Raw genomic sequence first — 26,041 nt, forward strand, 5'->3', positions numbered from 1 at the left:
GCCCCTTTTCCTGTTCTTAAAGAGTGAAGGAAGTTACTTATTATTATCAAGGAATTTGTCCCGAAACGGGCGAGTTATTGCGCTTGCCCCGCACTCTTTTGGCTGAAAAAATTGCCCGAGATTTGATGACAACTATCACCAATCCTGAAGGCAAAATGTATGGCATTTTGTTAGGAGAAAATGCCGATGGCGAAATAGAAATTTTAAAAGCTTTTTCTGGACAGGGAGAAGCCACCGGCTGGGTTCCATCTCTAGTGGGGAGAGAAAAAATTGTGCTGGAAGAAAAGCGAGTTTTGCAACTTTTAGAAACAATTAAACAGAAAATTATCACCCTACAATCAATCCCAGAACATAATTTATATCGACTCAATCAAGCAAGTTTTGAACGTAAAATCCAAGCTTTACAGCAACAACATCAAAACCATAAACAGGAACGAGATAGACTAAGAAACTTAGGAAATTTAAACTCAGAAGAATTAGAAAAGTTAAATAATCTCAGTCGTCAGGAAAAAAGAGCAATAAAGCAATTAAAACAGGAACAAAAACAAGTTTTAGAACCCTTAATTGAGAAAATAAACTTAGCCAATCAGAGAATTATTGAACTTAAGCAACAGCGTAGAAACCTCTCCAAACAGTTACAGGAATTGCTGTATCAATCCTACTGTTTAAATAATTTTTCTGGACAATCTCTCTCCTTAGCTAAATTGATGGGCAGTAATTTGTTACCGACAGGAACAGGGGAATGTTGCGCCCCAAAATTATTAAATTATGCCGCTATGAAAGGATTAAAACCCATCGCTATGGCCGAATTTTGGTGGGGAGAATCGAATCGAGATAGAAAACAGGGAGAATTTTATGGCGCTTGTCAAGAAAGATGTCAACCTCTCATGGGTTTTTTACTCTCTGGTTTACGTTCATCTCTAGAAATTATCTACGAAGACGAGGGAATAATTGCTATTAATAAACCCCCAGGATTATTATCGGTAGCAGGACGTTATCAAGATAGTCAAGATGCTGTGGTTAATCGGTTTCGTCGTCAGGGAAAAAATGTCATTCCCGTTCATCGTTTAGACCGAGAAACTTCTGGTATATTATTACTAGCTAAAAGTTTAGATATTTATCGTTGTTTATCCCAACAATTTCAACGGCGAGAAGTGGAGAAAATCTACGAAGCTATATTGTCAGAAATTGTTGAGCAAGAATCGGGTATAATTGACCTACCTCTCTGGGGAAATCCGCAAAATCGACCCTATCAAACTGTGGACTGGCAAAGGGGAAAACCTAGTCAAACCTATTTTAAAGTTATCGGTAAAGAAGGCAATTATTCTCGCCTCGAATTTATTCCCTACACGGGAAGAACCCATCAAATTCGTGTTCATAGTCAAGCGGGATTAGGGATAGGAATTTTAGGCGATCGCTTGTATAATGGTAAGCAGTCCGACCGTTTGTACCTACACGCTAAACAATTATCTTTTCGTCATCCTCAGACCGAAAATAAACTTGATCTGATCATTCCCACTCCCTTTTGAGAGCTATAAAATCTCAACTTCTTGCGGAGCCAAAAATTTGCTGGCTCTCTTCGGTTTGGTGGGTAAAATGTATTCTAAGATGCAGTTATCCTGGCGAGCGAGTCGAACAAACCACAAAGACACAAAGGACACAAAGATCGCTCTCTCCTATATAAGTTAAACTGATCACACAAAGAATAAGAGAGCCATTTGCTGGCATTGACAATTATGAACTTGCTTTAGGCTATCATCAGGTGGCTGAATAAGACTTTTGCAGGATATCTCTTAAGATGCCTTCGCCCTAATTAAAGGCGGCCTTGATCGCTTTTTACGCTAGATTGTGCTATAATGAGAAGTTGGCATTTTTTAGGCAGAGAGCAGTTACAGGAGGTGAATTAGGTTAATGACCCAAGTGGTAGTTGGTCAGAACGAGGCGATCGAATCAGCCCTACGTCGTTTTAAGCGACAGGTAGCGAAAGCGGGAATTTATGCGGATATCAAAAAGCATCAATTTTTTGAAACCCCTCAAGAAAAGAGAAAGCGTAAAGCAGTAGCCCGAAGACGACAAAGAACCCGTCGTCGTTAAAATTCCGCCAGTCAGAAGCTGAACAAAGGCTTCTGGCTGTCTTTTATTTTCATCGGGTTTTGGGGGTTGGGAAACAGATTAGGGAGTAGGGGAGTAGGGATAAAACAACTGATGGCTGTCTCTTGCCAGAGTGCCTATCTCTACTGGGAAATTAATTCTGCACGACTACTTAAAACTCAACCCTTTGACCATAACTTAGGAGACTTTGTAGGGTTGCGAGGCGATTTTCCCAGACTTGTATTTGATAGGCAGATAAATCTTTTTGTCTGGACATCACAGATTTAAATTGATAGCTAAATCGCTTTAGAGCATTTTGAGTTAAAGTCAAATTGCGAGGGCTGGGATTATTAGCTAATTGCTCTAATAGATTAGCCATTTCGTCCACTTCTTGCCCCCAAGTTTTTAAGGTTCGCTCCTCCATTGCCCATAAATTATTAACTATTAAAAAACTCCACTCTTGACGCAGAGAATTAAACCGCGCTGCTGCCGTTTTAAAGGGTTGACGGTGGGGTAAAGGTTCAGCTTTTTTCGTAATTATCGATCCCTGAATGCGATTAAGAATTGTTTGCAGGTTGGGATTGAGATTTTCTGTGGCAAAAAGAGCGAATCCCGAAGTGGGAAGATTGCGAATAAATTGTAGTTGATCGATGGTGACTTGATCGGGTACTTTTAACAGACGGATACCGGGTATAATCAGAGCATTTCCTGCAATTTGGCGATCAAATAAAGACTGGGTTTTATCTTCTAAAGTCCCTGTATCGAGAGCATAAGTCATTAAAAATATTATATCTATCCATTGATTTTGTCCCCATTCTTCCCAGTTTTGCTGAATACGATATAACCGTTCTTTTTGTTCTAGGGGAAACACCGCCGCCGACATTTTTAATTGGGGGCGAATCTGTTTTAAACGAGTAGAAACCTGGGAGACAAAAGTATCAACCTGACGGATTTTAAAGCTAGTCCATTGTTCCCATAAAGCACCCCGGGGATTTAAAGTAATGGGATCAACTCCTGTCATTTGTTTAAATAACCAACGGCTGGATTTACCATAACCATAGGTTTGATTAGAATCTTGACTCTGGAAAGGATAACGAATATAATCTAACTGCAAGCCATCCACATCGTAATTCTTGACAATTTCCTCGTAAAGAGATAAAAGATAGTTCTGTACTTCGGGATTAGCAGGATCAAAAAAGGCCTTTTTCGTGCCTTGACTGTAATCAAAAGAACCACCACTTTTATTAGTTGCACCCCAATCGGAATTACGCGATAAAACTGGACCGAGATAATTTAATGGTTGCTCTAATACTTTATTATGAGCTTGATTAGCCGCCGCAAAAACCCACACCCAGGCGTGGATTTCCATATTGCGTTCATGGGCTAATTTAACGGCAACTTTGAGGGGATCCCAACCTCTAGTTAAAGGGTTTTGTTCGGGGGCAACTTGACTGGGATAAATAGTATAACTAGCATTAACTGTCTCGAAAAAGACCACATTAATACCCGCTGCCGCCATGCGATCGAATACTTTAGCTAAATCCTCCTCGTTTTTAGCTTGTACGATCGTGCCTCGATCTAACCACATTGCTCGTATTTCTGGTTGGGCAAATTGTCGATTAGTGGGATAATTATCCCAAAGATTTCGCCGCGCTTGTAACCAATATTCCCGCGCTTGGGTATAGTCCCCCTGAGCGATTAAATTCTGAAAATTATTTAAGGTTCCTTGGGCATTTTCTAGGGCTAAACGGAATCGTCTCGCCCCATCCGAGGTGGGGGAATTTTTTGCCCGATTATGAAATGCTTGTGCTAGGGATTTATCGGTAGTTAAAGTGTTATTATTACTGGCTTCTAAAGCTAAGAGAGTCGCCCCATAACGCCCGATTAATCCCTGCAATTCTGCCGTCATCTGGCTAATTTGTTGAGAAGTTAGGCTCGCTCTGGGGGGAATTGCCTCGGTACTCGGACTTAATCTCGCCGTTTCCCTGGGGGGATTTTCTGCAATCTGGGGTAGAGGGCGACGGGGTGCGGTCGCCATTGGTGTATTATTAATATTATTAACTATTGTTGATTGCCCTTGACAATAGGGCGCAATTGTGCTAGGAGAAGAACTGCGATTAATGCCGTAGCGTTGCAGAGCGGTTTCTAGCCAAGCGCTATCGAGGGCGAGATTAGCCACGGCATCGCTGCCCCAGCGCCAACCGAGAAAGATCGAGTTATTATTGAGGACAACGGCAGGGGGATTATTGCGCGCTCCCCAGACGGCTACGGTTTGGCTATTAATTCCCGTGGGGATAACCACACCACCGAGGAGACTGCTGGCTAAAGGTTTTTGGTTTTTCAGTTCACCTAAATTAGTCGGTCGCAGGGTGTAAGCTTGAGGGTGGGGATAGGCCCAGTAAGCCCCGAATAGCGATCGCAGTTGATTCCGCACAGCAGGTTCCGAAAGATTTCCCGCCGGACCGGTGACGATAATTTTACCACCGCGATTCAGCCAACGACTCAAGACACTAGCTTGTAAACCGGAAATAGTCTCGACGTTGGGGATGATTAGAACCTTAATTTTATTCAAATCCGCGTCGCTTTGCCACTGATTACTCTGGAGAATGCAGTAATTAACCCCGACATTTTGCAAACGATTGGTTATATCTGTCCATTGATTGGCATTTTCCTGACTTTTTAACACTGCCACTGGTGTCGCTAAAACTGGGATTGGTAGCAAGACACCCACACAGGACAAAAGACAGACAATTAGGGGCTTGTTAAAAAGATGATCACGACGGAAGGACGATCCCAGCACGTTTTTTTCTCTTAATTTTTTTGGTTAACTCCTCCTGATCTTACCCAACTTAGCCAAAAAATAGTATCTTTGGCAACAAAAATTACGTCTTAGCCGTCCGCAACGGGGTTTTAGGGTTTTAGTTGAGTTTCCCCACTTCCCCATTCCCCCATCTCCCTACAACTGTAAGGACAATTGCCGAAAGTGATCGCCGCGATGTTCAAAACTTTGGTATTGGTCAAAACTAGCGCAAGCTGGGGATAATAACACCACTTTAGCCTCTTTTGCCAGTCCTAATTCAGCCGCACGTTGAACTGCCCTGTCCATCGTCTCTACACATTCATAATCTTGATAACCTGCTGACTGTAAACGACGGGCAAAATCGGCGGCAGCGTCACCAATCAGCAGCACAGTGGCGACTTTTGCCTTAATTTCAGCGATCCAAGCCCGATCATCCCCTGCTTTCGCTTCTCCTCCCGCGATTAAAATCGCTGGACTAGGGACTGATTGTAAACCCACGGCGGCGGCATCGTAGTTAGTTGCTTTACTATCATTAATAAAGTCTAGTCCTTTATGAGTACAAATGTACTCTAAGCGATGGGCAACCCCGGGGAAAGTGGCGATCGCTTCGGTAATGGCTTTTTTCTCGATTCCTGCCAATCTAGCGGCGGCCACAGCCATAAGCAAATTCTGCTGATTGTGACTACCCACCATTTTCAGGAGATTAACCGGGGCAATTAACTCCCCAAAAGCCACGATCCAGTTATCTTGCAGATAAACACCACGACTAGGATCGCCCAAAAGCGCCTCTTTGCCTTTCACAGAAGTCCAGTAAGCTTGTTGCCATTGACTAACACCGATTTGACGCAGATAGGGATCATCACCGTTGAGGATTTGGCGATCGCTTCTTTGCAGTAAAGAGGCTTTAATCTGATAATAATTTTCCAGGGTTTGATGACGACTGAGGTGATCGGGGGTAAAAGTTGTCCAGATGCCGATTTTCGGCGCTAAATCCCGACTGGACTCGATCTGATAACTACTAATCTCCGCAATAATCCAATCGTATTTATCGGCTTTTAAAGCCAATTCACAGGCAGCATAGCCGATATTACCGCAGGAAGGGGCATTTAACCCCGCTTTTTGAAAAATAGCGGCACAGAGGGCGGTGGTGGTGGTTTTACCGTTAGTTCCCGTAATCCCCAACCAAGGGGAAGATTGCAGATAACGCCAAGCTAATTCTAATTCTCCGATCGTCTCGATGCCTTTTTCTCTGGCAGTAATTAAAATCGGGGCATCCCAAGGCACGCCGGGGCTAACCACGATAAGATTAGGCAAGTCTGAAGCCTCTAGACTGAGATTTTGACCAAGATTGACCATAATTCCTTCTCTTTCCAGATTGGTTTGCAGTGCTTGTAAACTGGGAGAATCAGAGCGATCGCTTAATGTCACCTGCCAACCATCCCGTTTTAAGCATCTTGCCGCTGCTATTCCCGATCTTCCCAATCCAATAATCGCCGCTTTCGCCATCTTGTTGCCACTCTACTCAAGAGTCAATTTTTCGCAATCTCTATCCTACTGTGGATTGTTACCTTATTTCTGCCCCTAGATCAGCGATAATCTTAGTCTATTCTGTCTGCTCCTTGCAGTATAATAAAATGGAATGCTTATAATTTAGTCCTTAAACTAACAAAAATTAGTATGAATATTCAACTAAAACCAAATCAAGAAAAATTTATCGAAGAACAGTTAAAAAGTGGCAGATTTGATAATGTAGAGCAGCTCATAGATACCGCTTTACACTTGCTGTCCAACATCAATGAAGATTATTTAGAATGGCGAGAAGAAACCGGTCATCAAATTGATATTGCTGTAGCTGAATTAGACAATGGGGAAGGATTAGAGGTCGAAACAGTTATCAACAATATTTTAAAAAAATTTCAGAAAGAGCGTCAATCCTAATCATGAATCGTTATATTATTGCCCCATCAGCCAGTCAAGATTTAAACAAGATTGCTGATTATTTTTTAGCGGTAAACGTGGAAGCTGGGGAAAAACTATTGATAAAATTTTCCCAAAAGTGTCAACAATTAGCACAATTTCCCAATTGAGGACGTAGTTACAGTCATATTAGATCGTCCTTGAGAGGGTTGCCTTTAGATGGATATATTATTTTCTATCGAGTTACTGATGACACAGTAGAGATTTTAAGAATAGTTAGCGGTCGTCAAGACTTAGAAGCTTTATTCTCCGAGATAAAATAAATCCCTAGCAAAAATCCAGCAGAATTGAGCAGACTCCAAGACCTTTCAATTGGCCTGATTGCCTTTCCTAGCTGATGGCTGAAGGCTGACGGCCGACGGCTGAATTATAAAACTATTTCCCCTAGGAAAACAAAATTCTCTGACTTGCGTCTAAATCGATAAAATAAATGCAAGTACGATCCCCATAACAAGGCTCCCTATTTATGAATCTAAAATCATCCCTAAAATTTACCCTACTGTTTTCACTTCTGGGGGGTTGTCTCCTGACGACACCCAGTCAAGCAACTCTCTTTGAACAACGAGAAGTTAATCAAGAGGATTTTATCGCTATTGCCCGTCCCTACGGTAACGGTAAATACGATTTGCTGATTTTGCAACAAATTCCCAGAAAACGCCAATGTTGGGCGGTAAATGGCAGAGAACCGACCATTGTTCAGCCTCTCCTCCTCGATTTCGATTTTACCGGCAGTTGTGAACGAGCCACCGACAGTAACGGTTATTCCCTTCGCATTCAGGGCAAAGATTACGGTTTAGAATACCTGCTGCGTATCGTACAACGCAACGGGGAATTAGTCCTCGTGGGAACTCCCCGCAATCCCAGACAATCAGAGGTAATTATTGGACGGACAAAAGGTTTAGGGACCGGTTTAATCCAAATTTATCTCATCGATGGCTGGCGCTTTACTAAACGCAGTCTAGCCGGTCAAAATCTCAGTCATATCTATCTAACTGCCGATAGTCCCAGTTTCAATCCTCCCCCGGAATTACTCGCGGGTAATAGTTATTCCCTCCCCAGAGAATCCGTCAAAGCAGAAACACCGGTTAATCCTTCCGGTGATCCCGAAGTGCGAGAATATACCTTTACCGCTGCAGAAACAGCAGTAGAGAGCAATCCTCAGCCAGTGGCCACTAATCCGGTACCAAAGCCAAATTTAACCCCACCGTCCCCAGTTACCCCTAATTTACCCCCCCTAACTCCTCCCAATTCCCAGAATACTAATGCAATTGTACCACCACCGCCGCCGCGCAACCTAGGCAATCAGAGAAGTTTATCGGATGTGATTACTTTTAATCGACCAGCTGCTAATCCCAGTAGTGGTAATATGAGCAATAGTGGCCGCCAAGGTTTTAAAGTAGTAATTGAAGCCAAAACCGAGAGCGATCGCAGCAAAGTTCGTTCTCTCTATCCCGACGCTTTCCCCACTTCCTACAAAGGTCGTTCCCTCTGGCAAATAGGCGCTTTTAGCAGTCGTGATAAGGCTGAAAACGCTTTACAAAGTCTTGCTCCCCTGCGCGGATCGATCGTACCATTTTAGCCGTTAAAAATTGTTAGATGCCCCCCTTATTAAGGGGGGATTAAGGGGGGATCGGCCCCCCGTTTATCAAGGGGGACGGGGGAGATCAAAGGCAAAATCTATCGTCTATTTAATTATAACCACTTACTTAACTGATAACATGGAAATATCGGAACTAAAAAAAGGTATCGAGATAGTAGGATCGCGCCTGGGTAAAACCCAGGACTATCTTTGACTTACCCACTTTAAAGGCCAAAATTAAAGACTTAGAACAGGTGGCAGCCGTCCCCACTTTTTGGGATAATCCCGATACTGCTCAAAAAACCCTGCAAGAACTAAACGAATGTAAATCTTCTTTAGAAACCTATCAGGGTTGGTGTGAACAATTAGAAGATACTAAGGCAATTATCGAGTTATTAGAATTAGAATCCGATCGAGCTTTACTAGAAGAAGCAACGGACAATTTAACTCATTTACAGCATGACCTCGATCGCTGGGAATTGCAACAGCTTTTAAATGGTCCATACGACGCAAAAGGAGCGGTTTTAACGATTAATGCGGGGGCCGGGGGAACCGATGCCCAAGATTGGACAGAAATGCTCCTGAGAATGTATTCTCGCTGGGCCGAGAAACAGGGTTATAAAGTCACTTTAGCAGAAATATCAGAAGGAGATGAAGCGGGAATTAAATCGGTGACAATTGAGATTGCCGGAACTTATGCTTACGGTTATCTAAAAGGAGAAAAAGGCACCCATCGGTTAGTCAGAATTTCCCCTTTTAATGCTAATGGTAAACGTCAAACCAGTTTCGCTGGGGTGGAAGTGATGCCAATTTTGGGCGATGATGCGGTGAGGGTAGAAATTCCCGATAAAGATTTAGAAATTACCACCACTAGATCTGGGGGAAAAGGTGGACAAAATGTTAATAAAGTGGAAACTGCCGTGCGTGTAGTTCATCTTCCCACAGGTATCGCTGTACGTTGTACCCAAGAGCGATCGCAATTACAAAATAAAGAAAAAGCCCTAGCTTTATTAAAGGCGAAATTGTTAATTATTGCTCGGGAACAACAGGCTCAAGCGATCGCTGAAATTCGCGGCGATATGGTGGAGGCCGCTTGGGGCAATCAAATCCGTAACTATGTTTTTCATCCCTATCAATTGGTTAAGGATCTCCGTAGTAATGTGGAAACCACCGATGTTACTGGGGTAATGAATGGGGATTTAGATAGCTTTATTGAAGCCTATTTACGTTTGGGGGGGAACAGTGCAGGTTATACTGATTCCTAAGATGAGAGCAGCTCTATTTTCTTACAAATTCTGTTCTTATGCTATTTGTCCTCTACTAAGAAGAAAAATCAATGGTTATTATCGAGATTACCAATGTGGAAGAAATATTGAGCGCAAAAATTGGCTCTTTCGCTGCTAAAATCGTCCAAGCTCTAGCAGATGATGAGGGGAAAGTGGAAGAGGTTCTCATCAAAGAATTACAGGCTAATTTTCAGGAAAGGGGGATTAAAGCTAATCTGTTTAGCGTCACTGGGTTAGATATGCTCGGCAATGGTAGGCTAGAAGTTAACGTTAATGTTCGTTCTGCTAATATGATGTCCTAAGAGATGAAATCGCCAATGGTTGGGTTAAATATAGTTAAACCCAACCTTATTTTGGTAGTTACCATCAAAAGCAATGGCAACGAAGCTTGAGGTTATAATAAACCAACAAAATGTAACGGTCCTTGACCGGTAATTAATTCGATAATAATTGCCAGAAAACCGATCATCGCTAATCGACCATTCCACACCTCGGCTGCCGTTGTCATCCCCCATTCCCAACGTTCCTGGGGATACATTTTCATATTCGCTTTCGGATGGGTAATTTGCTCGAAAGTGGTGGGTTTTTCCTCTAGGGATTTGACCACTAACTGGGAGAGAGATTCGATAAACATCGGGTGAGTGTTAAGAGCCGGTACTCGCTGAAAATGTTCAATTCCCGCTTCTTCCGCCACTTCTCGGTACTCTATATCGATTTCTTGCAGGGTTTCGATGTGTTCCGAGACAAAGCTAATCGGCACGACCAATAAATTCTTAATTCCCTGCTCTCCCAACTCTTTTAAAGCATCTTCAGTATAGGGTTTTAGCCATTCCACCGGACCGACGCGACTTTGATAGGCTAAAGTGTACTGATTGGGTCGGTTTAGAGTACGCATGATCGCCCTAGTGCATTCTTCAATTTCCCTTTGATAGGGATCTCCCGCTTCCTCCACATAACTTTGGGGGACACCATGGGCGCTAAAAAAGATATGTACTTGGTCAGGATTAGCACACTGCTCTAATTCTCGCGCAATCAGATCGGCCATAGCACTCAGATAAGTGGGATGATCGTACCAAGAGGGGATGAGAGTATATTCCGTTAAACGCAGATAGGGATCCTGCTGCCACATTTCCTCCAGCACACGAAAACTGGAACCACTGGTGCTGATGGAAAATTGGGGATAAAGGGGGAGAATAACTAATTTTTTGATATGGTCTCGTTTAATCCGCTCGATCGCTTCTTCGGTGAAGGGATTCCAGTAACGCATCCCGATATAAACGCTCACCTCGCGGCCCATTTCCGCGAGACGTTGTTGCAGTGCCGTGGCCTGTGCTTCCGTAATCTTGAGTAAAGGGGAGCCACCACCAATCTGACGGTAATTTTCCTGGGATTTACTCGCTCTTAGCGTCGATATTAACCAAGCTAACGGTTTTTGTAATCCTTTGATCGGTAAACGGATGATCTCTGGGTCAGAAAAAAGGTTAAATAGAAAAGGACGCACATCCTCTAACCGCTCCGGCCCACCCAAATTTAATAATAAAACCCCAACGCGACCCATAGTGTTAACAGATAATTTTTAAATTTTCAGATTCTTTACCAAGTTTAACAATATATCGGTGGAACCGTTAAAACAAATTACAGGCTACAGAGAACTTAATCAAATTTTGGAGGTTGATCTTGGCTACTATTTTACGTCCCCTCAGTTATCAATATCAATGGCTTTACGATGGTATCTCCCGTCTGGCTGCCCTAGCAGTGGGTGGGGAGTCCTGTTTTCGGCAATTAGCTCTAGAAGGTTTAAAAATCGCTAAAAATGACCCTATCCTCGATCTCTGTTGTGGTGCGGGTCAAACCACCCGTTATTTAGTCCCCCTATCCGATCACTGTACCGGTTTAGATGTCTCTCCTGTGGCTCTGGAGCGAGCTAGTTTAGCGGTGCCGCAAGCGCATTATGTGGAGGGATTAGCCGAAAAAATGCCCTTTAATGCCGGAGAATTCGCCTTTGTGCATACTAGCGCCGCTCTCCACGAAATGGAACCAGAGCAGTTAGAGGAAATTCTTAAAGAAGTGTATCGAGTTCTCAGACCGGGGGGAATTTTTGCCCTCGTGGATTTTCATCGACCCACTAACCCGCTTTTTTGGCCTTCTTTAGCCCTATTTTTGCAATTATTTGAAACCGATACCGCTTGGCAGTTTATCGATCGGGACTTGATCCGATCTTTACAGGCGATCGGTTTTCGTGATTGTCAACAAAAATTATACGCTGGTGGCAGTTTACAGGTGATTCAAGCGGCCAAGTGAAGAGATAGGCCAGGCAAGATTTTCAGGGGCAGTCGGTCATTTATACTAAATAAGGCAACGGTTTTTTAATCAAGCTGAGTTCGATCGACTCGCTGCCAGTTATTTTTGAGAAGTTAATGACTAGAGCAAAAATTCTACAACCCGATTTAATTTTAGGGGATACGATTCTCGGTCTCACTCCGGAGATTTTGAGTCAGCATCAGATTAAGGGATTGATTCTCGATGTGGACGATACCCTTGTTCCCCTTCAGGAAACGACGGTTTCTGACGATTTACAGCGTTGGGTCGATTCCTTGCGTCTTTATCTACCGATTTGGTTGGTAAGCAATAATCTCAGTGAAAATCGCATCGGTGCGATCGCTGATAATTTACAACTTCCCTACCTTCTCGGTGCGGTGAAACCCTCTCGACGCAAACTCCGGCAAGCGATGGCAGCCATGGGACTCCCCCCCCAACAAATTGCTATGGTTGGCGATCGCTTGTTTACCGATGTTTTAGCGGGAAATCGTCTGGGAATGTTTACCATTCTGGTGAAACCAATGGTAAATCCCTTGACGGGGGGGGCAGCTTATCCAATCCACGATTTTGAGGTGTGGGTATCACAAATTCTCGGCGTTTCCCTGCATCCGCAGCATTACTTAATAAAACCTGACCAATCCTCACAAAAGTAAATATTAAAAAATACTTAACTATAGAGGTAAATGGCGAAAAGTAGGAAATACTATAGAGAATTTGAAATGAGGTCAGCCGAGATAAAGACCTTAACGAAAATATGGCACGGGAATTCCCCACCCTGAGCAAGCGCACTGGTGGGGATCCCCCGACCGCCTTGTTTACCTCCGATCAAAGCCTGTACTATAATAGACCTCTTGTAAAAATCAAAAATCTTCCCTTAGGTGAGGAGCCAGTAGTCAGTATTCAGGAGAATTAAGAATGAGAATTAATCAATTAAATGCTCTGTTTAGGGATTTTATGCAATTTTACGCCTATTTTTCTCATTTTTGAACTCTCAAAAATTAATTAGGCAAGAACTCTCATCTCAAAAGCTTAGTCAAGTGATGGGAGCAGTCTGGTGGTGGGATTATCTCAGGTAGCTCTCAACCAGGTTTGACCAAAGCTCAAAAACGAAGAAAAAACAGCCTGGTTAGGAGAATGTTACTCGCAGGTTTTGCAGCCAACGACTATTTAGGCATTGAGAATAAATAAACTTTACAGATAAAACTCCTTCTACCCTTTTGAGAAAAGGTGAAACAGGATTAAGTGTAAAACTTATTTATGCTTACTGCCTAACGATTAAGTAGTATGTAAAAGTCAACCCGATAATTGCTGAGGCAGCCTTTTTCAGTTATCAGTTCACTGATAACTCGCATCTGATAACTGGTAACTGATTACTGATTCAGGGCTGAGGACTAAAATAAGCGATCATCGAACTAGCTGAAGTATTGATCCCCGTGGTGTGGTACTGTCAATTCAGTGTATTTATCTGCACTGACTTAAGATTTGTCGCTGTTGTCATCCCCTTCTCCTGTCGATGTTTTTGAGGCTTTCTATGACCGACATTCCTTTCACCCTAGACCAACTGAGAATTCTCAAAGCGATCGCTGCTGAGGGAAGCTTTAAACGGGCGGCAGATACCCTGTATGTATCCCAGCCGGCGGTCAGTCTTCAGGTACAAAACCTCGAAAAACAGCTAAATGTGCCGTTATTTGACCGAGGCGGTCGGAAAGCTCAATTAACAGAAGCGGGACACCTACTCTTAAACTACGGCGAAAAAATTATCACTCTCTGTCAAGAAACCTGTCGGGCGATCGAAGATCTACAAAATCTGCAAGGGGGAACCCTAATCATCGGTGCTTCCCAAACCACGGGGACTTATCTTCTTCCCCGCATGATCGGACTGTTTCGGCAAAAATACCCAGAAGTATCCGTACAGCTACAAGTTCATTCCACCCGTCGCACCTCTTGGGGTGTTTTTAACGGTCAAGTGGATTTAGCCATTATCGGGGGAGAAGTTCCCGCCGAATTACAAGAAACCCTGCGGATTATCCCCTACGCAGACGATGAACTGGCTTTAGTCCTGCCTATTTTTCATCCTCTGTCTAAGGTAGAAATGATTCAAAAAGAGGATTTATATCGACTAAAATTTATCACCCTCGATTCCCAATCGACGATTCGCAAAGTCATTGATAAGGTTTTAACTCGTTGCGAGATCGATACCAAACGCTTAAAAGTGGAGATGGAACTGAACTCGATCGAGGCGATTAAAAATGCCGTACAATCCGGTTTAGGGGCGGCTTTTGTCTCGGTGACAGCGATCGAAAAAGAACTACAAATGGGCGTGATCCACGCTACCAGAATTAAAGATGTGGAGGTACGTCGCACTTTGTCGGTAATTATTAACCCGAATCGTTATCGCTCAAAAGCGGCCGAAGCTTTTACCCTAGAAATACTACCCCAATTCTCCACCTATCCGGAATATCTGGCTGACGACCACAACTTTGAACCGATTCCTAACTCACAAACCGCCGAAATTATGAGTAAATAAGTCGATCGAGATGGGCAAAATCTTCCTCGGAACATTGAAGCTATTTCTTGGGAAAATTACTGCCGGGATAAATTACTTTTTTATCGACTTTGATCCAATGGAGACTTTCTAAACGACTTCTAAGATTAGTAATAGTTACTCCCAACTCGTCGGCGATCGCATACAGATGTCCCCATTTAGTCAAGTCACGGCCCTTGATGGCTTTCTCTAACTCACTCATCGCCATTAGTAAACAACTGGCAAAATATTGGGCTTGCCATTCAATTCTTTGGCTAGAATCAACTGTCCGACATAGAAAAGGTTGAATTGTCTCTAGGGAATCTCCCTGATTGATTCGATCCAAAAAGTTAGAGACGGCTGTTTGATTAATATGAAGGACAAAATGACCAATTTCATGGGCTAAACTCGAATTTTTAAAACCTTCTTTTGCTAGGGATGAATTGTGAGAATCTTTTAAGAATTTTACATCTTCATTGAGAATAATTTTCTTTTCTGTGGGAATAATCATTGCGGCGATTTCTCCCTCTTGATCTGGCTTTATGTCCGTCCATTCAATAGCCAAATCAAAATAATCAGCCACTGCTTCCGCAATATCGCAATTTTTTAAGGGACGACGACGATTAGCTTTTACTTTCTTGAGAATATTGTCTGCCTGAGCTTCAATCACTGTTTTGGGAATAAAACTATAGGGTTTAATAATATCCAAGATATTTACTCCTCTGGTTCTAATTTTGTCGCCTCAGAAATAATTTTTTGGGCAAAATTGGGATTGTCTTTCATGCGACGCAATAAAATTGGCATTTGTTGGTATTTTTGAACTAACTCTTTGAAGACTTTTTGATCATCTGAACTCAGTCGTCCTGCTAATTCTCCTAGAGTTTGAGCATTTAATTTTAAATGAGTCGCTAAGGACTCAATAACCTGCTGACTAGGAGGATAACCCGCATGATCATTTTCTAGCTTCGATAGATAGGTATAGTCCACCCCAATCAACTTAGCTAGTTCTCTCTGACTATATTCCTCCTCTCGACGAGCTTTGCGGATAACCTGTCCAAATGTTTCTGACACTGCTTTTCTCCCAACCGCTCAAAAAAATTATATCAAGGGTTGACTATTTCAGTCAACATAGGCTAAAGTTAGTTCATTGGCGTTGATTATTTTAGTCAATGTCATCCTAGCATTATCCTGACCGAGGGAAAAAATCTTGTCCTGCCAGTCCCCCAAAAAGCCTTGGTATCCTCCGATGAGCTATAGTCTTTGGCGATCACTAAAACCAGCGATTGGCTATGAGAATTGGCATTGTCAGACAAAACGGGGGTTTGAAAAAGCGCGAAACAAAGAACCAGAAGTCCAAAGATTATTATCAGAAGATAATCAACCGCAAAAAATTGGTAAGTTGGCACAAAGGGGAGTTTTTGAGTTTCATCAAGAGCCAGTGAGATTATCAGGTTCCCATGGGGTGGAACAAGTGGCAAAAATCCTGCAATTAAATCAAGAATCGCCAGAAATTCAAGCTAGGGTTTTAGTAATTTTAAACAATTACTATCAACAACCAATTTTATTGAATCAAGAGATTATTAATTTATCTAGAGGCGATGAAGGTTATCCAGAACCTATTGTTATCGAGCAAGGCAAATATCGGTTTAATTTGTCCGCTGCCTTTGATTGTATTTTCAGAGAAGCTGATGACACTATACATATTTTAGATTTGAAAACTGGTCAATCTAATTTTGATCGTCGTCAGGCTCATGTTTATTTACTGGCGGCTAGTTACCGTTATCCTCAGAAAAAAATTGTCGCTTCTTTTTACAATTTAGAAACCCAAACAAGCTCAGAAAAAATATCCCTGTCTTCTGAGGCAATAGAAGCAGTTAAAATCGAACTAGCTTCCCTGGCCAAAAAACATCAGCAACAACTACAAAAATATAAAGATCACCCCAAAGATTTTTATCATATTTTTCCGCCTCAAAGTGGCTATGTCTGTCGTTATTGTCCGTTTACATCGATTTGTGATTATGCAAATAAGGAGGTTTAGATCATGAATTACACAGAAACTAAAACAGCCAACTCTCCAATATTTTTGAGTGAAATTAGTTCCTTAACTCTCAAGAATAATTGTTTAAATTGTTTTAAGCTTAATCATCAAGTTACTAGAAAAATAGGTAATCGTTTTGGTTGGCAATTCAGTCGGAAGTTTCCTGCTGTGGTGGTTATTTTTGAAGATAATTGTTTTTGGGTATTAGCTAAAGATGAAAAATCTCTTCCCTCTCCACAACAGTGGAAAGAAGCTTTATCAGATATTCAAGAGGTTTTACGAGAAGATATTGGCGATCACTATTATTCTATTCATTGGCTAAAAGACTTTCAGATAACAGCTTTAGTTACAGCACAATTAGCAGTTAGAATTCTGAAAATATTTGGTAAATTTTCCTATCCAATAGTTTTTCCCAAAGATAGTCAGATAAGTGAAAACCAAGTACAGGTAAGGAGAGAAGTTAACTTTTGGGCAGAAATCATCAATGACACCGATCCAGCTATTTGTTTAACTCTTGAAAGTAGTATTGTCTATAGTGGAGATTTAGAACAGTTTTATGAAAATCATCCCTATAGACAAGATGCGGCTAAATTATTAGTAGGTTTAAAGGTTAAAACTATAGAAACTAATGGGACAGCTAAAATTATTAGAATAGCGGGTACAATTGGGGAAAGAAGAGAATATTTATTAAAAAAAGCTACGGGTTCAATTAGTCGAAGAAAATTAGAAGAAGCTCATCTTGGGCAGCCAGTGGTGGCGGTACAATTTGGCAAAAATCCCGAGGAGTATATTTATCCATTGGCAGCTTTAAAACCCTGTATGACAGATAAAGATGAGAGTTTATTTCAAGTCAATTACGGAGAGTTATTAAAGGAAACAAAAATCTTCTATGCTGAACGACAAGAACGATTAAAGTTATATAAACAGGAAGCACAAAATACTTTAAATAACTTTGGGTTTCAGTTAAAAGAAAAAAGTATTAACAGCCAAGAATACCCCGCATTATTTTGGACTCCTTCTATTTCTCTTGAGCAAACTCCCATCTTATTTGGTAAGGGAGAAAGGGGAGAAAAAAGAAAAACTCTCAAAGGATTATCGGAGGGTGGTGTATATAAACGTCATCGAGAATATGAAGATCCTGCTCGTAAAATTCGTTTAGCTATTCTGAAACCAGCTAATTTGAAAGTGGGAGATTTTAGAGAACAATTAGAAAAGCGATTAAAACTTTATAAATTTGAGACCATTTTGCCAGCAGAGAATCAAATAAATTTCTCTGTTGAAGGTGTAGGATTTGAAAAAAGAGCTAGACTGGAAGAAGCAGTTGATCAATTAATTGGAGGAGAAATTCCTGTAGATATTGCTTTAGTATTTCTTCCTCAAGAGGATCGCAATGCTGATAATACTGAAGAAGGAAGTTTATATTCGTGGATTAAAAAAAAGTTTTTGGAGCGTGGAGTTATAACTCAAATGATTTATGAGAAAACTTTAAATGATAAGAGCAACTATAAGAATATTCTCAATCAAGTTGTCCCCGGAATCCTAGCCAAATTAGGAAATTTACCCTATGTCCTTGCTGAACCTCTAGAAATTGCCGATTATTTTATTGGTTTAGATGTGGGAAGGATGCCTAAAAAAAATCTTCCAGGGAGTCTCAATGTTTGTGCAAGTGTGCGACTATATGGAAAACAGGGAGAATTTGTTCGCTGTCGGGTAGAAGATAGTTTAACCGAGGGAGAAGAAATTCCTCAACGTATTCTGGAAAATTGTTTACCGCAAGCTGAACTAAAAAATCAGACAGTTCTCATTTACAGAGATGGTAAATTTCAAGGAAAGGAGATTGAGAATTTACTAGCAAGAGCTAGAGCGATTAATGCTAAATTTATTCTCGTAGAATGTTATAAAACTGGCATTCCTAGACTTTATAATTTTGAGCAAAAACAGATAAATGCTCCCTCAAAAGGATTAGCTTTTGCTTTATCAAAGCGGGAAGTTATCCTGATAACGTCCCAAGTGTCTGAACAAATAGGTGTTCCTCGTCCCTTGCGCTTAAAAGTTCATGAATTAGGAGATCAAGTAAATTTAAAACAGTTAGTTGACACTACGTTAAAATTAACTTTACTTCACTATGGTTCTCTCAAAGAACCCCGTTTACCTATCCCTTTGTATGGAGCGGATGCTATTGCTTATCGACGCTTACAAGGAATTTGTCCTAGTTTATTAGAAGATGATTGTCAATTCTGGCTTTAGAGAGGAAAATTATGTAAATTCTCCTAAGTACAGGACAAAAAGCTGGAAAAGTAGGCGGGAGTAGGGTTTTATCAAAAATAGCACTAATCTTGAAACCCCTAGGAACCAATATAACGCATTGAAACAAGCTCTCAAACCTCCTCAAGGGATGGCACGGAGCAAGACTCTCTTTCCTCGCTCTCTTCTTACTGGCTCTGTTGAAAGTAAAAACCGTCAACCTCAAGGAATTAGCTCTAGGTTTTGAAGGTCGGGTATTGGTAGAGTCCCATTACAAACGATGACAACGCTTGTTTGGGGACTTCGAGAGAGATTATACCAATTCTCCAAAGTCTGACTACAGAAGTTTAATCCCCCTAAATCCCCCTTAAAAAGGGGAACTTAAAGGGGGATTTAAATTCGATGTGTAGTTTTCATTTAGAGAAATGGTATTACTCTCAAATAGCTCCCATTGTAGTCCAGTGGCTCCATATCTCTCAACCCTGGGTATTGAGTATTGACCGCACCAATTGGTCATTTGGTAGTCATCACTACAACATCCTCACAGTCGGCATTGTCCATGAAGGGGTAGCTATACCCATTCTCTGGTGGATGCTCAAGAAGAAAAAAGGCAACTTAGACAGCGATGAACGGATGCGAACGGTTACTTTCTTGATCTCCGCAATTATTTTGCCCACTGCTGTTATTGTATGTCTTGAATCCGCAAAAGTCCGTATAATTTAGCCAAGAAAATTATTTTTCTTTTTCAATTAATCCAGATTCAGTTTTTTTAACTAAATCTGAGGCAAATCTTTCACTAAATCCCACTAAAAAAGCACAGGAAAAGATAAATAAATCCTGACGGGCTTTGTTTGTTATTAAACTAGAAGAATTTTGATCCTGGGTAATCATAAAATCAATTTTAATCAACGTATCTGAGCTAATTAAACTAAAGATAAAAATACCGAAAATTAGACCAATTAAGGGTCTAAACAAACCAATAAAAAAAGGAATGAGGGGGTCGTCATATTCTTGGTCTGTAAAGTCGATAATTCTGAGTAAAATACTGGCAACACTTCCCAACACTCCTGCTGTTGCCGCATAAACTAAACCATAAAATATATGCCGATTAGGATTTATCGTATCACTCGATGATTTTAACTGTTCTGAATAACTACTAGAAGGAATGGGTACTGGGGAGTTTGCTTGAGGTAATGGTTTTGAAATAAGTGCCTCCTTTTGAGAGGATTTCTGGTGTAAATTATCATCAAATATGTAAATTTCTTGAGCAGAAAATTTGAGGGCAATAATAGATAAAAAAGTTGTAATAGATAAACCTAAAAATATTTTGAATGGGACTGATCTTGTAGAATAGATAGAACTAAATCCATTTAAAATATGTCCCCATAAAAAATAGCGACTATTATTAATTTCCTTTTCTAGATTAATTCTGAATTCTCGAATAGCATCAACTCCGACTTTATTAGTTTTTGCCATGAGCAATATATATTTAATTTCCTCTAATAACAAAATCAATTTAGTTGGATCATTGTTAAAAATAAACCAACCAATTTTCCAGCTATTACTTTTTTTATAAATCAAATAATTCAGATGATGAATCTGTTGAACTAAGTTAGCAATTTCTAGTTGTAATTCAGGAGAAATTATCGGCAAAACCTCTAATAAAACTTCCCGAATATCCGCATTTAAGGCGTTAATATCGTCATTTTTTTTGACTGGAGTGGAAGTTATCATATTTTTTGGGGACTTTTTAGATTGATTAATAGAATGAAAAGGGGCGTTGCTGAATCAAGGTATGAATGACAACTTTGCACCCATCCAAAAGTTAGTTTGGGTCTAGGGTTTAAAAATCCCACAAGAGAAGATTCATATCTCAAATTAGCAACGCCTGAAAAGGCTATCTCTCCTCCGTATGCCTTCTGGCGACTAATTCAATTTTGTTGATACATTTTGATTATCTCAGATTTTGGATCATTTTTTCTGGGGAGTACTCTAACACTTTAAGAGGAGGAAACAGGAACAGACGAACTGTTTTCTTCGTGCTGTTGATTACGAGCAACGGCTGTATAGCCATTACCTGAGATCATCACATCACTACAGGCGATCGCTGTATTAACGAATAGCGAAAAACTGATGAGTACAGTAATAAAAAGATCGAGAATTTTGGTAATGTTCTTGCTCATTATGTTGTAGATGCCATTTTTAAAAAGATAAACTTAAAAAATAAACTTGGTTGCTATGAAGGCGATCGCATTTTCAATTAGGAGATAAATAAGAGCGATCGCCTGATCGAAAACAGTAAAGATTACGGCCTTGTTTAGGGAATTATTTGAGATTTTGGTAGCCTACAGAAATAAAAGCCACAAACAATCGAGGGCAACATCAGCACCGGCATCGAGGGCAACATCAGCACCAACATCAACGGCAGCATCAGCGTCCACAGCTAATCCGGCAGCATCGGCGTCAACATCGGCGGCATCGGCAGCAGCATCGGCAGCATCACCAGCATCACCGGCGTTTGTTGTTCCAGGGTCGGAGGGTTCAATCAGTTCTGGCGGTTTAGAGAAATTAATGGGAGTGCCAACATTAGTAAAAATCCCAGTCGCATAATCGGTTATATCCGCCACTTCAATTCCTTCTGAGGCTAATGCGGTTACTGCGGTTTCCTCTGAGGAGAAAATCTCCGAAATGACCTCAAATACCCATTCGGTAAAGGCTTCACCTACTTCCATTGCTTTATTTTGAAGATACATTCGGATAATTAATACAGTAACTTTCTTAATATCTCCGAGAATAACTTGCCAAGTTGTGGGAATAGTTGAATTAGCATAATAAAATTCTCCCATTTGTCCAGAGAAGGAATAAGTTCCTGCTTGAAAAAATGTTACCTTTTCGTTTAAGGTGAGAGTTCCATCAAAATAATTCCCGATGTAGCTACTGCTAGAAGTTGGGGCGGTTTGAGTTCCAAATTGAACAGTTCCGGATGTATTAATCGGCATAGAACCGGTCCAAGTTAGGGTATTTGTCGCCTGATTAAAATTACTTGTGGGAATAGTGGTGGTTGTATTATTATTACCAAAATTGAGAGAGACTTGAGGGGTATTACCGCTCATAGAAACGTCTAACTCTGGTCCCATAATCGGATTAGAATTAGAGTTAGAACTAGAAGATGAAGGCGTTAAAACTGTCACCCCATAAGAACCGATCCACTCAGATAGATCCTGTGGTTGAGATAATTCTCCGGCAAAAGTTCCCGACTGAGTGAAGCTACCACTACTATTGAGATTGGTTTGTAATTTCCCGGTAAAAGTCGGTCCTGAGTAGCTATTTTGACTATTTGCCGTAGCTTGATCAAAGGTTAAAGTAGCAGCAGAATTATTACCAACGTTAGAAGTCCAAGTCAGTTGATTGTAGACAGCATTGTAAGACCAATTATTAATAACTACGCCATCGAGAAGAATCTGTAATGTGCCGGATGGATCACATTGAATGGTTAAAGAGGGGGGTTGCGCCCAAGGAGAATAGGAAGTAACACCATAGAAACCTGTCCAATTTTTGAGGGGGAAACTAACAGGATTGCCAATTTCTCCATAATAGGTTAACGTTTGGGTTTCTCCTTGATAGGAAACGGTTATTGTACCTTGAAACCAAGGACCTGTATAGCCGGTGGGTTGGGTAGAACTCAGAGAAATCGGAGAAGTATAATAGAATTGAACTTGTCCGGCGGTGGTATTTCCTCCGGTCATTGGCCAACTTAAAACACCATTATTAAAGGTGTAGTTTTCTAGCGTGACACCACATAATTGAGGAATAGCTTGATTATTGGAATCAAGAACAATAGCCAGTACAGGGGCAGTATTTTGAGTAATATTTCCTTGGGGAACAACTTCAGTTAATCCATAAACTCCTAACCAGAAAAGCAGATCGGTATAGCCAAATTGGAGTAAGGCTTGATAAAGGGCTTGGGGAGTGGTATCATAGCCCTGTTGTTGAAACCAACTGGTTAAATTTTGGTTAGCGGTGTTAATAATTTCGGTGCTAGTTGCGCCGTTTTGTTGTTGGGTTTGAGCATTGGTGGCAAGGGTTTCTAATTCAGTGTTAAACTGTTGAGCAATGGATGAATTTTCTAAGAGAAATTGTAGAAAACTTTGGGCTGATTGATCCGTAGAAGTTTCGGCAATTTGCCCAGAAAATGTGCCAGATTGACTAAAGCCACCGCTTCCATTAGGATCGGTTTGTAAAGTCCCTGTAAAACTTAGACCAGAATAGGCATTAGGACTATTAGCAGTGACTACGGAAAAAGTTAGAGAAGCGGCGGATCCATTGCCACCGGAGGTTGTCCAAGTGAGTTGATTATTTGAGGCATCAAAAGACCAATTATTAATAACAATATTCTCAAAAATAACCTCTAATGAACCGGTATTATTGCCTTGAATTGTGAGAACGGGGGGTTGGCTCCATTCGGAGTAAGTTGTGGTTCCATAATAGCCGATCCAATCCCATAAAGGATCCGGATTTAAACTGATAAAAATATTGTTAGTTGTTGGACTATTCTCACCGCCGTTAAGGCTAACTGTATAGGCACTACAGGCAATCACATTATCAGTTGAACTATTAGTCGTTTCGGTAAATCCTGAAGGAGTGAGTAGATTAATATAGGGAGTAGAACCCCCCGACCAAAACCAAAAATCTATTGTTGTTCCGGCAATGGTTATTAAAGGAACACTGCCCTTTTGTATGGTTTGATTGCCAGATCCATTGGTTAAATAAAAGCTGGCTACATTATATAACCCCGGTGTAACGACTCCCGATTGTGCCCCTTGAATCCATTTATAATCTTTACCAATAGCTTCTAGAACACCACTAAAGTCATAGGACATATTATAACCATTGTTACTGGGGAAATAATTGACGAGATAAAAGGTGTAAACAATTTCACCGGTATCTGGTGGTACTGGTGCATAACCATAAACTTGTTTAGGGGGATCATAACTATTTTTAAAAGTAACCATTTGACCTTTTTAGTGATTCAATTTCGTTAATTTTGCCAATGGGCGAAAAAACTTTCTTTCGCCCATCTATTGCGATTAGTGAAAGGGTTTAGCCCTTAGAAATCCTCCCCCCCGCCATAAAATGGAAGTTCTTTCAGATCACTGTCCCCATCGTCATCACCGTCGCCATCACCGTCGCCATCACCGTCGCCATCACCACCACTGTCTTTCCCTGCTTGGTTAATCTGTTGAGTTGGAGGGGGACCAGCATTTGAGCTTCCCCCCCCTGTATTTGTAGGTTCTTCGAATTGTGTACCACTTCCACTCTGAGAAGTGTTAGGGGATTGCTCGTTGATTACGAGGGGCTTCGGTGAACCTTCTGTGGTAGTGCTAGTGGTAGTGGTAGTGTTAGTGGTAGTGTCGCCGCCCTCATCGCTGTCTGAGTCGTCGTCCTCATCGTCATCGTTTCCTGAACCTGATTCTGTTCCCCCTTGTTCGGATTCACCTCCACCTGAACCTCCACTTGAGCTACTTTTTTGTTCAATTTCCGGTTGTTCCTCAGCATTCAAACTATCCTCCCCAGAGGGAGCATTTTCCTCACTCATTGACTTTTTAGTGACTAAAGAACTGATTTTGCTATAAAGCCATTTAGCCGGTAGCTCTATGAAAAGAGTAAAAAGACCCTCAAAAACCTTCATACCCATTCCATTGAAAAATCCCATTACAATGCCCTGCTCAATTTGTTTCCATGTGATAAAAGGTTGTTTAGCAGGGGAAGTGGAGGAGGGAGGCGGCTCGCCAATTTGACCACTATAGGAGTAACCTCCGGCGTTCAAGCTACCGACTGAGGTAGATAAGGTTAAAGTTCCACTAAAATAATTACCGATATAACTACTACTGGACGTTGCGGCAGTTTGTTGGCCAAATTGAATCTGTCCAGATGTGTTAATTCCACTGGAACTTGTCCAACTTAAGGTATTGGTTGCTTGATCGAAAGAATCGATCGCCGATGGAGGAATCGTAGCGATCTGATTATTGCCAAAGTTGATCTGAACTTGGGGAGAATTGTTACTGAGGTAGAGATTTAATTCTGGACCCAAAACATCATCACTATCGTCATTACTGGAACTTGGAGAGAGAACCGTTACCCCATAACTTCCTACCCATTGGTTCAAAGATTTAGGAGTGGAAAGAATTCCATTGTAGGTGTAGGTTGTCCCCCCATCGGTATAAGTTCCAGTAAAACCGGGTCCGTTATAGGTTGATGAACCACTAGGTTGTACTTGAAGAAAAGTCAGATTTCCTGCTGTTGAATTATTAGTAGTGGTCCAAGTTAATTGATTGAGAGCGCAGTTATAAGTCCAATTCTGAATCGTTTCTCCTCCTACAGTTACTGTAAATCCTCCAGAACCATCGGGTTGAAGAATCAAAGCTTGTCCTTGAGAAGATTGACTACTGCCGGGGGGGGTGAAAGTAGTCGTGCCGTAGTATCCTGTCCAAAAGCTGAGGGGAAAACTCACAGGTTGACCGAGTTCTCCGGTATAGTTCCATTGAGTTCCATTGATGGTTATAGTACCTTGAAACCAAGTCCCCAATCCGGAAACGCTCTTGACGCTCTCGACGGTGTAATTACCTCCTGAAAAATTGCTAGGAATGGGGTTAGGAAGGGGGGGGGAAATCGTAAAAGGAAGATAGTAGTAAAACGTGATGTTAACACCATAAGTATAACCATACTGAGAAACCGTAAAGCTCAGACTAGGATAAGGACTGGTATTCGTTCCGGGGGTAAAGGTAAAGTCAGAAGTAGGAATAATGGATCCACCCAAGATAGGGTAAGCATTCCCCGTATTAGAATCGATAGCGATGGTTAAAACCGGTCCGTTTTGGGTGTTGTTAGAATTGCTAGGATCGCTGAGTTGACTCAAACCATAGACTCCCTGCCAAAAACCTAACTCATTTTGAAGACCAAATAGGAGAGCTTGATAGACTTGTAGGGAAGTGGTTTGATAACCATTCTGTGTTAACCAAGTTGTTCCGGCTTGAGGATTGCCATTGCCATTTTTAATTGCCGTTACATACCCGTTTATTAGGCTAGGATTGTTAATCGCTGCTGCGAGAAAACTTTGTCCTTCGGTATAGGGATTGGTTGTCGGTTGATTAGCTGTCATTTGTGTACCTCGTGTTAGAAAAAT

The 26,041-nt window shown here is 41.3% G+C and carries 20 protein-coding genes and 2 pseudogenes; 13 read left to right on the plus strand and 9 right to left on the minus strand.

What is annotated here, in order from left to right:
* The first annotated feature begins 23 nt into the window (after window positions 1–23).
* Together ACQY1Y_RS23130 and rpsU are read left to right on the plus strand one after the other, a co-directional pair.
* Window positions 24–1,529, plus strand: a complete 1,506-nt coding sequence (locus ACQY1Y_RS23130; RefSeq protein WP_430013643.1) for a pseudouridine synthase — start codon at window positions 24–26, stop codon at window positions 1,527–1,529.
* A gap of 382 nt (window positions 1,530–1,911) precedes the next feature.
* Entirely contained in the window at window positions 1,912–2,094 is a 183-nt protein-coding gene (gene rpsU, locus ACQY1Y_RS23135) for a 30S ribosomal protein S21 (RefSeq protein ID WP_002738938.1), read from the plus strand.
* 169 nt (window positions 2,095–2,263) lie between these two features.
* Here the strand turns inward: rpsU and ACQY1Y_RS23140 are convergent, their stop codons facing one another.
* Window positions 2,264–4,891: a glycoside hydrolase family 10 protein gene (locus ACQY1Y_RS23140; protein ID WP_430013644.1), complete on the minus strand. Its 2,628-nt coding sequence runs from the start codon at window positions 4,889–4,891 to the stop codon at window positions 2,264–2,266.
* A gap of 156 nt (window positions 4,892–5,047) precedes the next feature.
* Entirely contained in the window at window positions 5,048–6,397 is a 1,350-nt protein-coding gene (gene murD, locus ACQY1Y_RS23145) for a UDP-N-acetylmuramoyl-L-alanine--D-glutamate ligase (protein WP_002795100.1), read from the minus strand.
* Window positions 6,398–6,568: 171 nt separating this feature from the next.
* Between murD and ACQY1Y_RS23150 the strand changes: the two genes are divergently transcribed.
* From ACQY1Y_RS23150 to ACQY1Y_RS23170, 5 genes and pseudogenes are all read left to right on the plus strand, one after another.
* Window positions 6,569–6,829 (plus strand): ribbon-helix-helix domain-containing protein, encoded by a 261-nt coding sequence (locus tag ACQY1Y_RS23150; RefSeq protein ID WP_002739380.1) that lies wholly within the window; start codon window positions 6,569–6,571, stop codon window positions 6,827–6,829.
* 2 nt (window positions 6,830–6,831) lie between these two features.
* Window positions 6,832–7,131: pseudogene (locus ACQY1Y_RS23155) on the plus strand (type II toxin-antitoxin system RelE/ParE family toxin).
* Between the two features lie 203 nt (window positions 7,132–7,334).
* On the plus strand, window positions 7,335–8,447 hold the full coding sequence (locus ACQY1Y_RS23160; RefSeq protein WP_430013645.1) for a DUF3747 domain-containing protein: 1,113 nt from the start codon (window positions 7,335–7,337) through the stop codon (window positions 8,445–8,447).
* Between the two features lie 139 nt (window positions 8,448–8,586).
* Window positions 8,587–9,712, plus strand: a protein-coding gene (prfB, locus tag ACQY1Y_RS23165) for a peptide chain release factor 2 (protein WP_192575066.1) whose coding sequence is annotated in 2 segments (ribosomal slippage) — window positions 8,587–8,658 and window positions 8,660–9,712 — 1,125 coding nt in all. Because the reading frame shifts where the segments join, the coding sequence is not laid out codon by codon here.
* A gap of 71 nt (window positions 9,713–9,783) precedes the next feature.
* Entirely contained in the window at window positions 9,784–10,035 is a 252-nt protein-coding gene (locus ACQY1Y_RS23170) for a hypothetical protein (protein WP_002739055.1), read from the plus strand.
* A 92-nt stretch (window positions 10,036–10,127) separates the two neighbouring features.
* Here ACQY1Y_RS23170 and hemH read toward each other — a convergent pair whose 3' ends face one another.
* The gene (gene hemH, locus ACQY1Y_RS23175; protein WP_002738693.1) at window positions 10,128–11,291 is read right to left on the minus strand and encodes a ferrochelatase; all 1,164 of its coding nucleotides are present in this window, start codon (window positions 11,289–11,291) and stop codon (window positions 10,128–10,130) included.
* A 119-nt stretch (window positions 11,292–11,410) separates the two neighbouring features.
* Here hemH and ACQY1Y_RS23180 point away from each other — a divergent pair, with 119 nt between their 5' ends.
* From ACQY1Y_RS23180 to ACQY1Y_RS23190, 3 genes are all read left to right on the plus strand, one after another.
* Window positions 11,411–12,034: a class I SAM-dependent methyltransferase gene (locus ACQY1Y_RS23180; protein ID WP_002738717.1), complete on the plus strand. Its 624-nt coding sequence runs from the start codon at window positions 11,411–11,413 to the stop codon at window positions 12,032–12,034.
* Between the two features lie 116 nt (window positions 12,035–12,150).
* A complete protein-coding gene (locus ACQY1Y_RS23185) occupies window positions 12,151–12,705 on the plus strand; it encodes a YqeG family HAD IIIA-type phosphatase (RefSeq protein ID WP_002756104.1) in 555 nt (184 codons plus the stop codon).
* Between the two features lie 878 nt (window positions 12,706–13,583).
* Window positions 13,584–14,579, plus strand: a complete 996-nt coding sequence (locus tag ACQY1Y_RS23190; protein ID WP_002747787.1) for a LysR family transcriptional regulator — start codon at window positions 13,584–13,586, stop codon at window positions 14,577–14,579.
* Window positions 14,580–14,619: 40 nt separating this feature from the next.
* Here ACQY1Y_RS23190 and ACQY1Y_RS23195 read toward each other — a convergent pair whose 3' ends face one another.
* A complete protein-coding gene (locus tag ACQY1Y_RS23195) occupies window positions 14,620–15,285 on the minus strand; it encodes an ImmA/IrrE family metallo-endopeptidase (RefSeq protein WP_430013646.1) in 666 nt (221 codons plus the stop codon).
* Between the two features lie 5 nt (window positions 15,286–15,290).
* Window positions 15,291–15,647, minus strand: a complete 357-nt coding sequence (locus tag ACQY1Y_RS23200) for a helix-turn-helix domain-containing protein (RefSeq protein WP_002738811.1) — start codon at window positions 15,645–15,647, stop codon at window positions 15,291–15,293.
* A gap of 175 nt (window positions 15,648–15,822) precedes the next feature.
* On the opposite strand from ACQY1Y_RS23200, the gene ACQY1Y_RS23205 reads away from it, so the two are divergent.
* From ACQY1Y_RS23205 to ACQY1Y_RS23215, 3 genes and pseudogenes are all read left to right on the plus strand, one after another.
* A complete protein-coding gene (locus ACQY1Y_RS23205; RefSeq protein WP_002756102.1) occupies window positions 15,823–16,614 on the plus strand; it encodes a PD-(D/E)XK nuclease family protein in 792 nt (263 codons plus the stop codon).
* 3 nt (window positions 16,615–16,617) lie between these two features.
* The gene (locus tag ACQY1Y_RS23210) at window positions 16,618–18,861 is read left to right on the plus strand and encodes a Piwi domain-containing protein (protein ID WP_430013647.1); all 2,244 of its coding nucleotides are present in this window, start codon (window positions 16,618–16,620) and stop codon (window positions 18,859–18,861) included.
* Between the two features lie 70 nt (window positions 18,862–18,931).
* Window positions 18,932–19,515: pseudogene (locus tag ACQY1Y_RS23215) on the plus strand (hypothetical protein); the annotation flags it as partial.
* Between the two features lie 75 nt (window positions 19,516–19,590).
* Here ACQY1Y_RS23215 and ACQY1Y_RS23220 read toward each other — a convergent pair.
* From ACQY1Y_RS23220 to ACQY1Y_RS23235, 4 genes are all read right to left on the minus strand, one after another.
* Window positions 19,591–20,592 carry a hypothetical protein gene (locus ACQY1Y_RS23220; RefSeq protein ID WP_430013648.1) on the minus strand — a complete coding sequence of 334 codons (1,002 nt, stop codon included), beginning with the start codon at window positions 20,590–20,592 and terminating at the stop codon, window positions 19,591–19,593.
* Window positions 20,593–20,858: 266 nt separating this feature from the next.
* Window positions 20,859–21,041, minus strand: a complete 183-nt coding sequence (locus ACQY1Y_RS23225) for a hypothetical protein (protein WP_002747805.1) — start codon at window positions 21,039–21,041, stop codon at window positions 20,859–20,861.
* 162 nt (window positions 21,042–21,203) lie between these two features.
* Window positions 21,204–23,870 carry a hypothetical protein gene (locus ACQY1Y_RS23230; protein ID WP_430013649.1) on the minus strand — a complete coding sequence of 889 codons (2,667 nt, stop codon included), beginning with the start codon at window positions 23,868–23,870 and terminating at the stop codon, window positions 21,204–21,206.
* A gap of 95 nt (window positions 23,871–23,965) precedes the next feature.
* Window positions 23,966–26,017, minus strand: coding sequence for a hypothetical protein (locus ACQY1Y_RS23235; RefSeq protein WP_430013650.1), 2,052 nt, complete (start codon window positions 26,015–26,017; stop codon window positions 23,966–23,968).
* Window positions 26,018–26,041: the final 24 nt, after the last annotated feature.

Origin of the sequence: Microcystis ichthyoblabe FBCC-A1114, assembly GCF_050500245.1 — a bacterium.
Lineage (GTDB): Bacteria > Cyanobacteriota > Cyanobacteriia > Cyanobacteriales > Microcystaceae > Microcystis > Microcystis ichthyoblabe_A.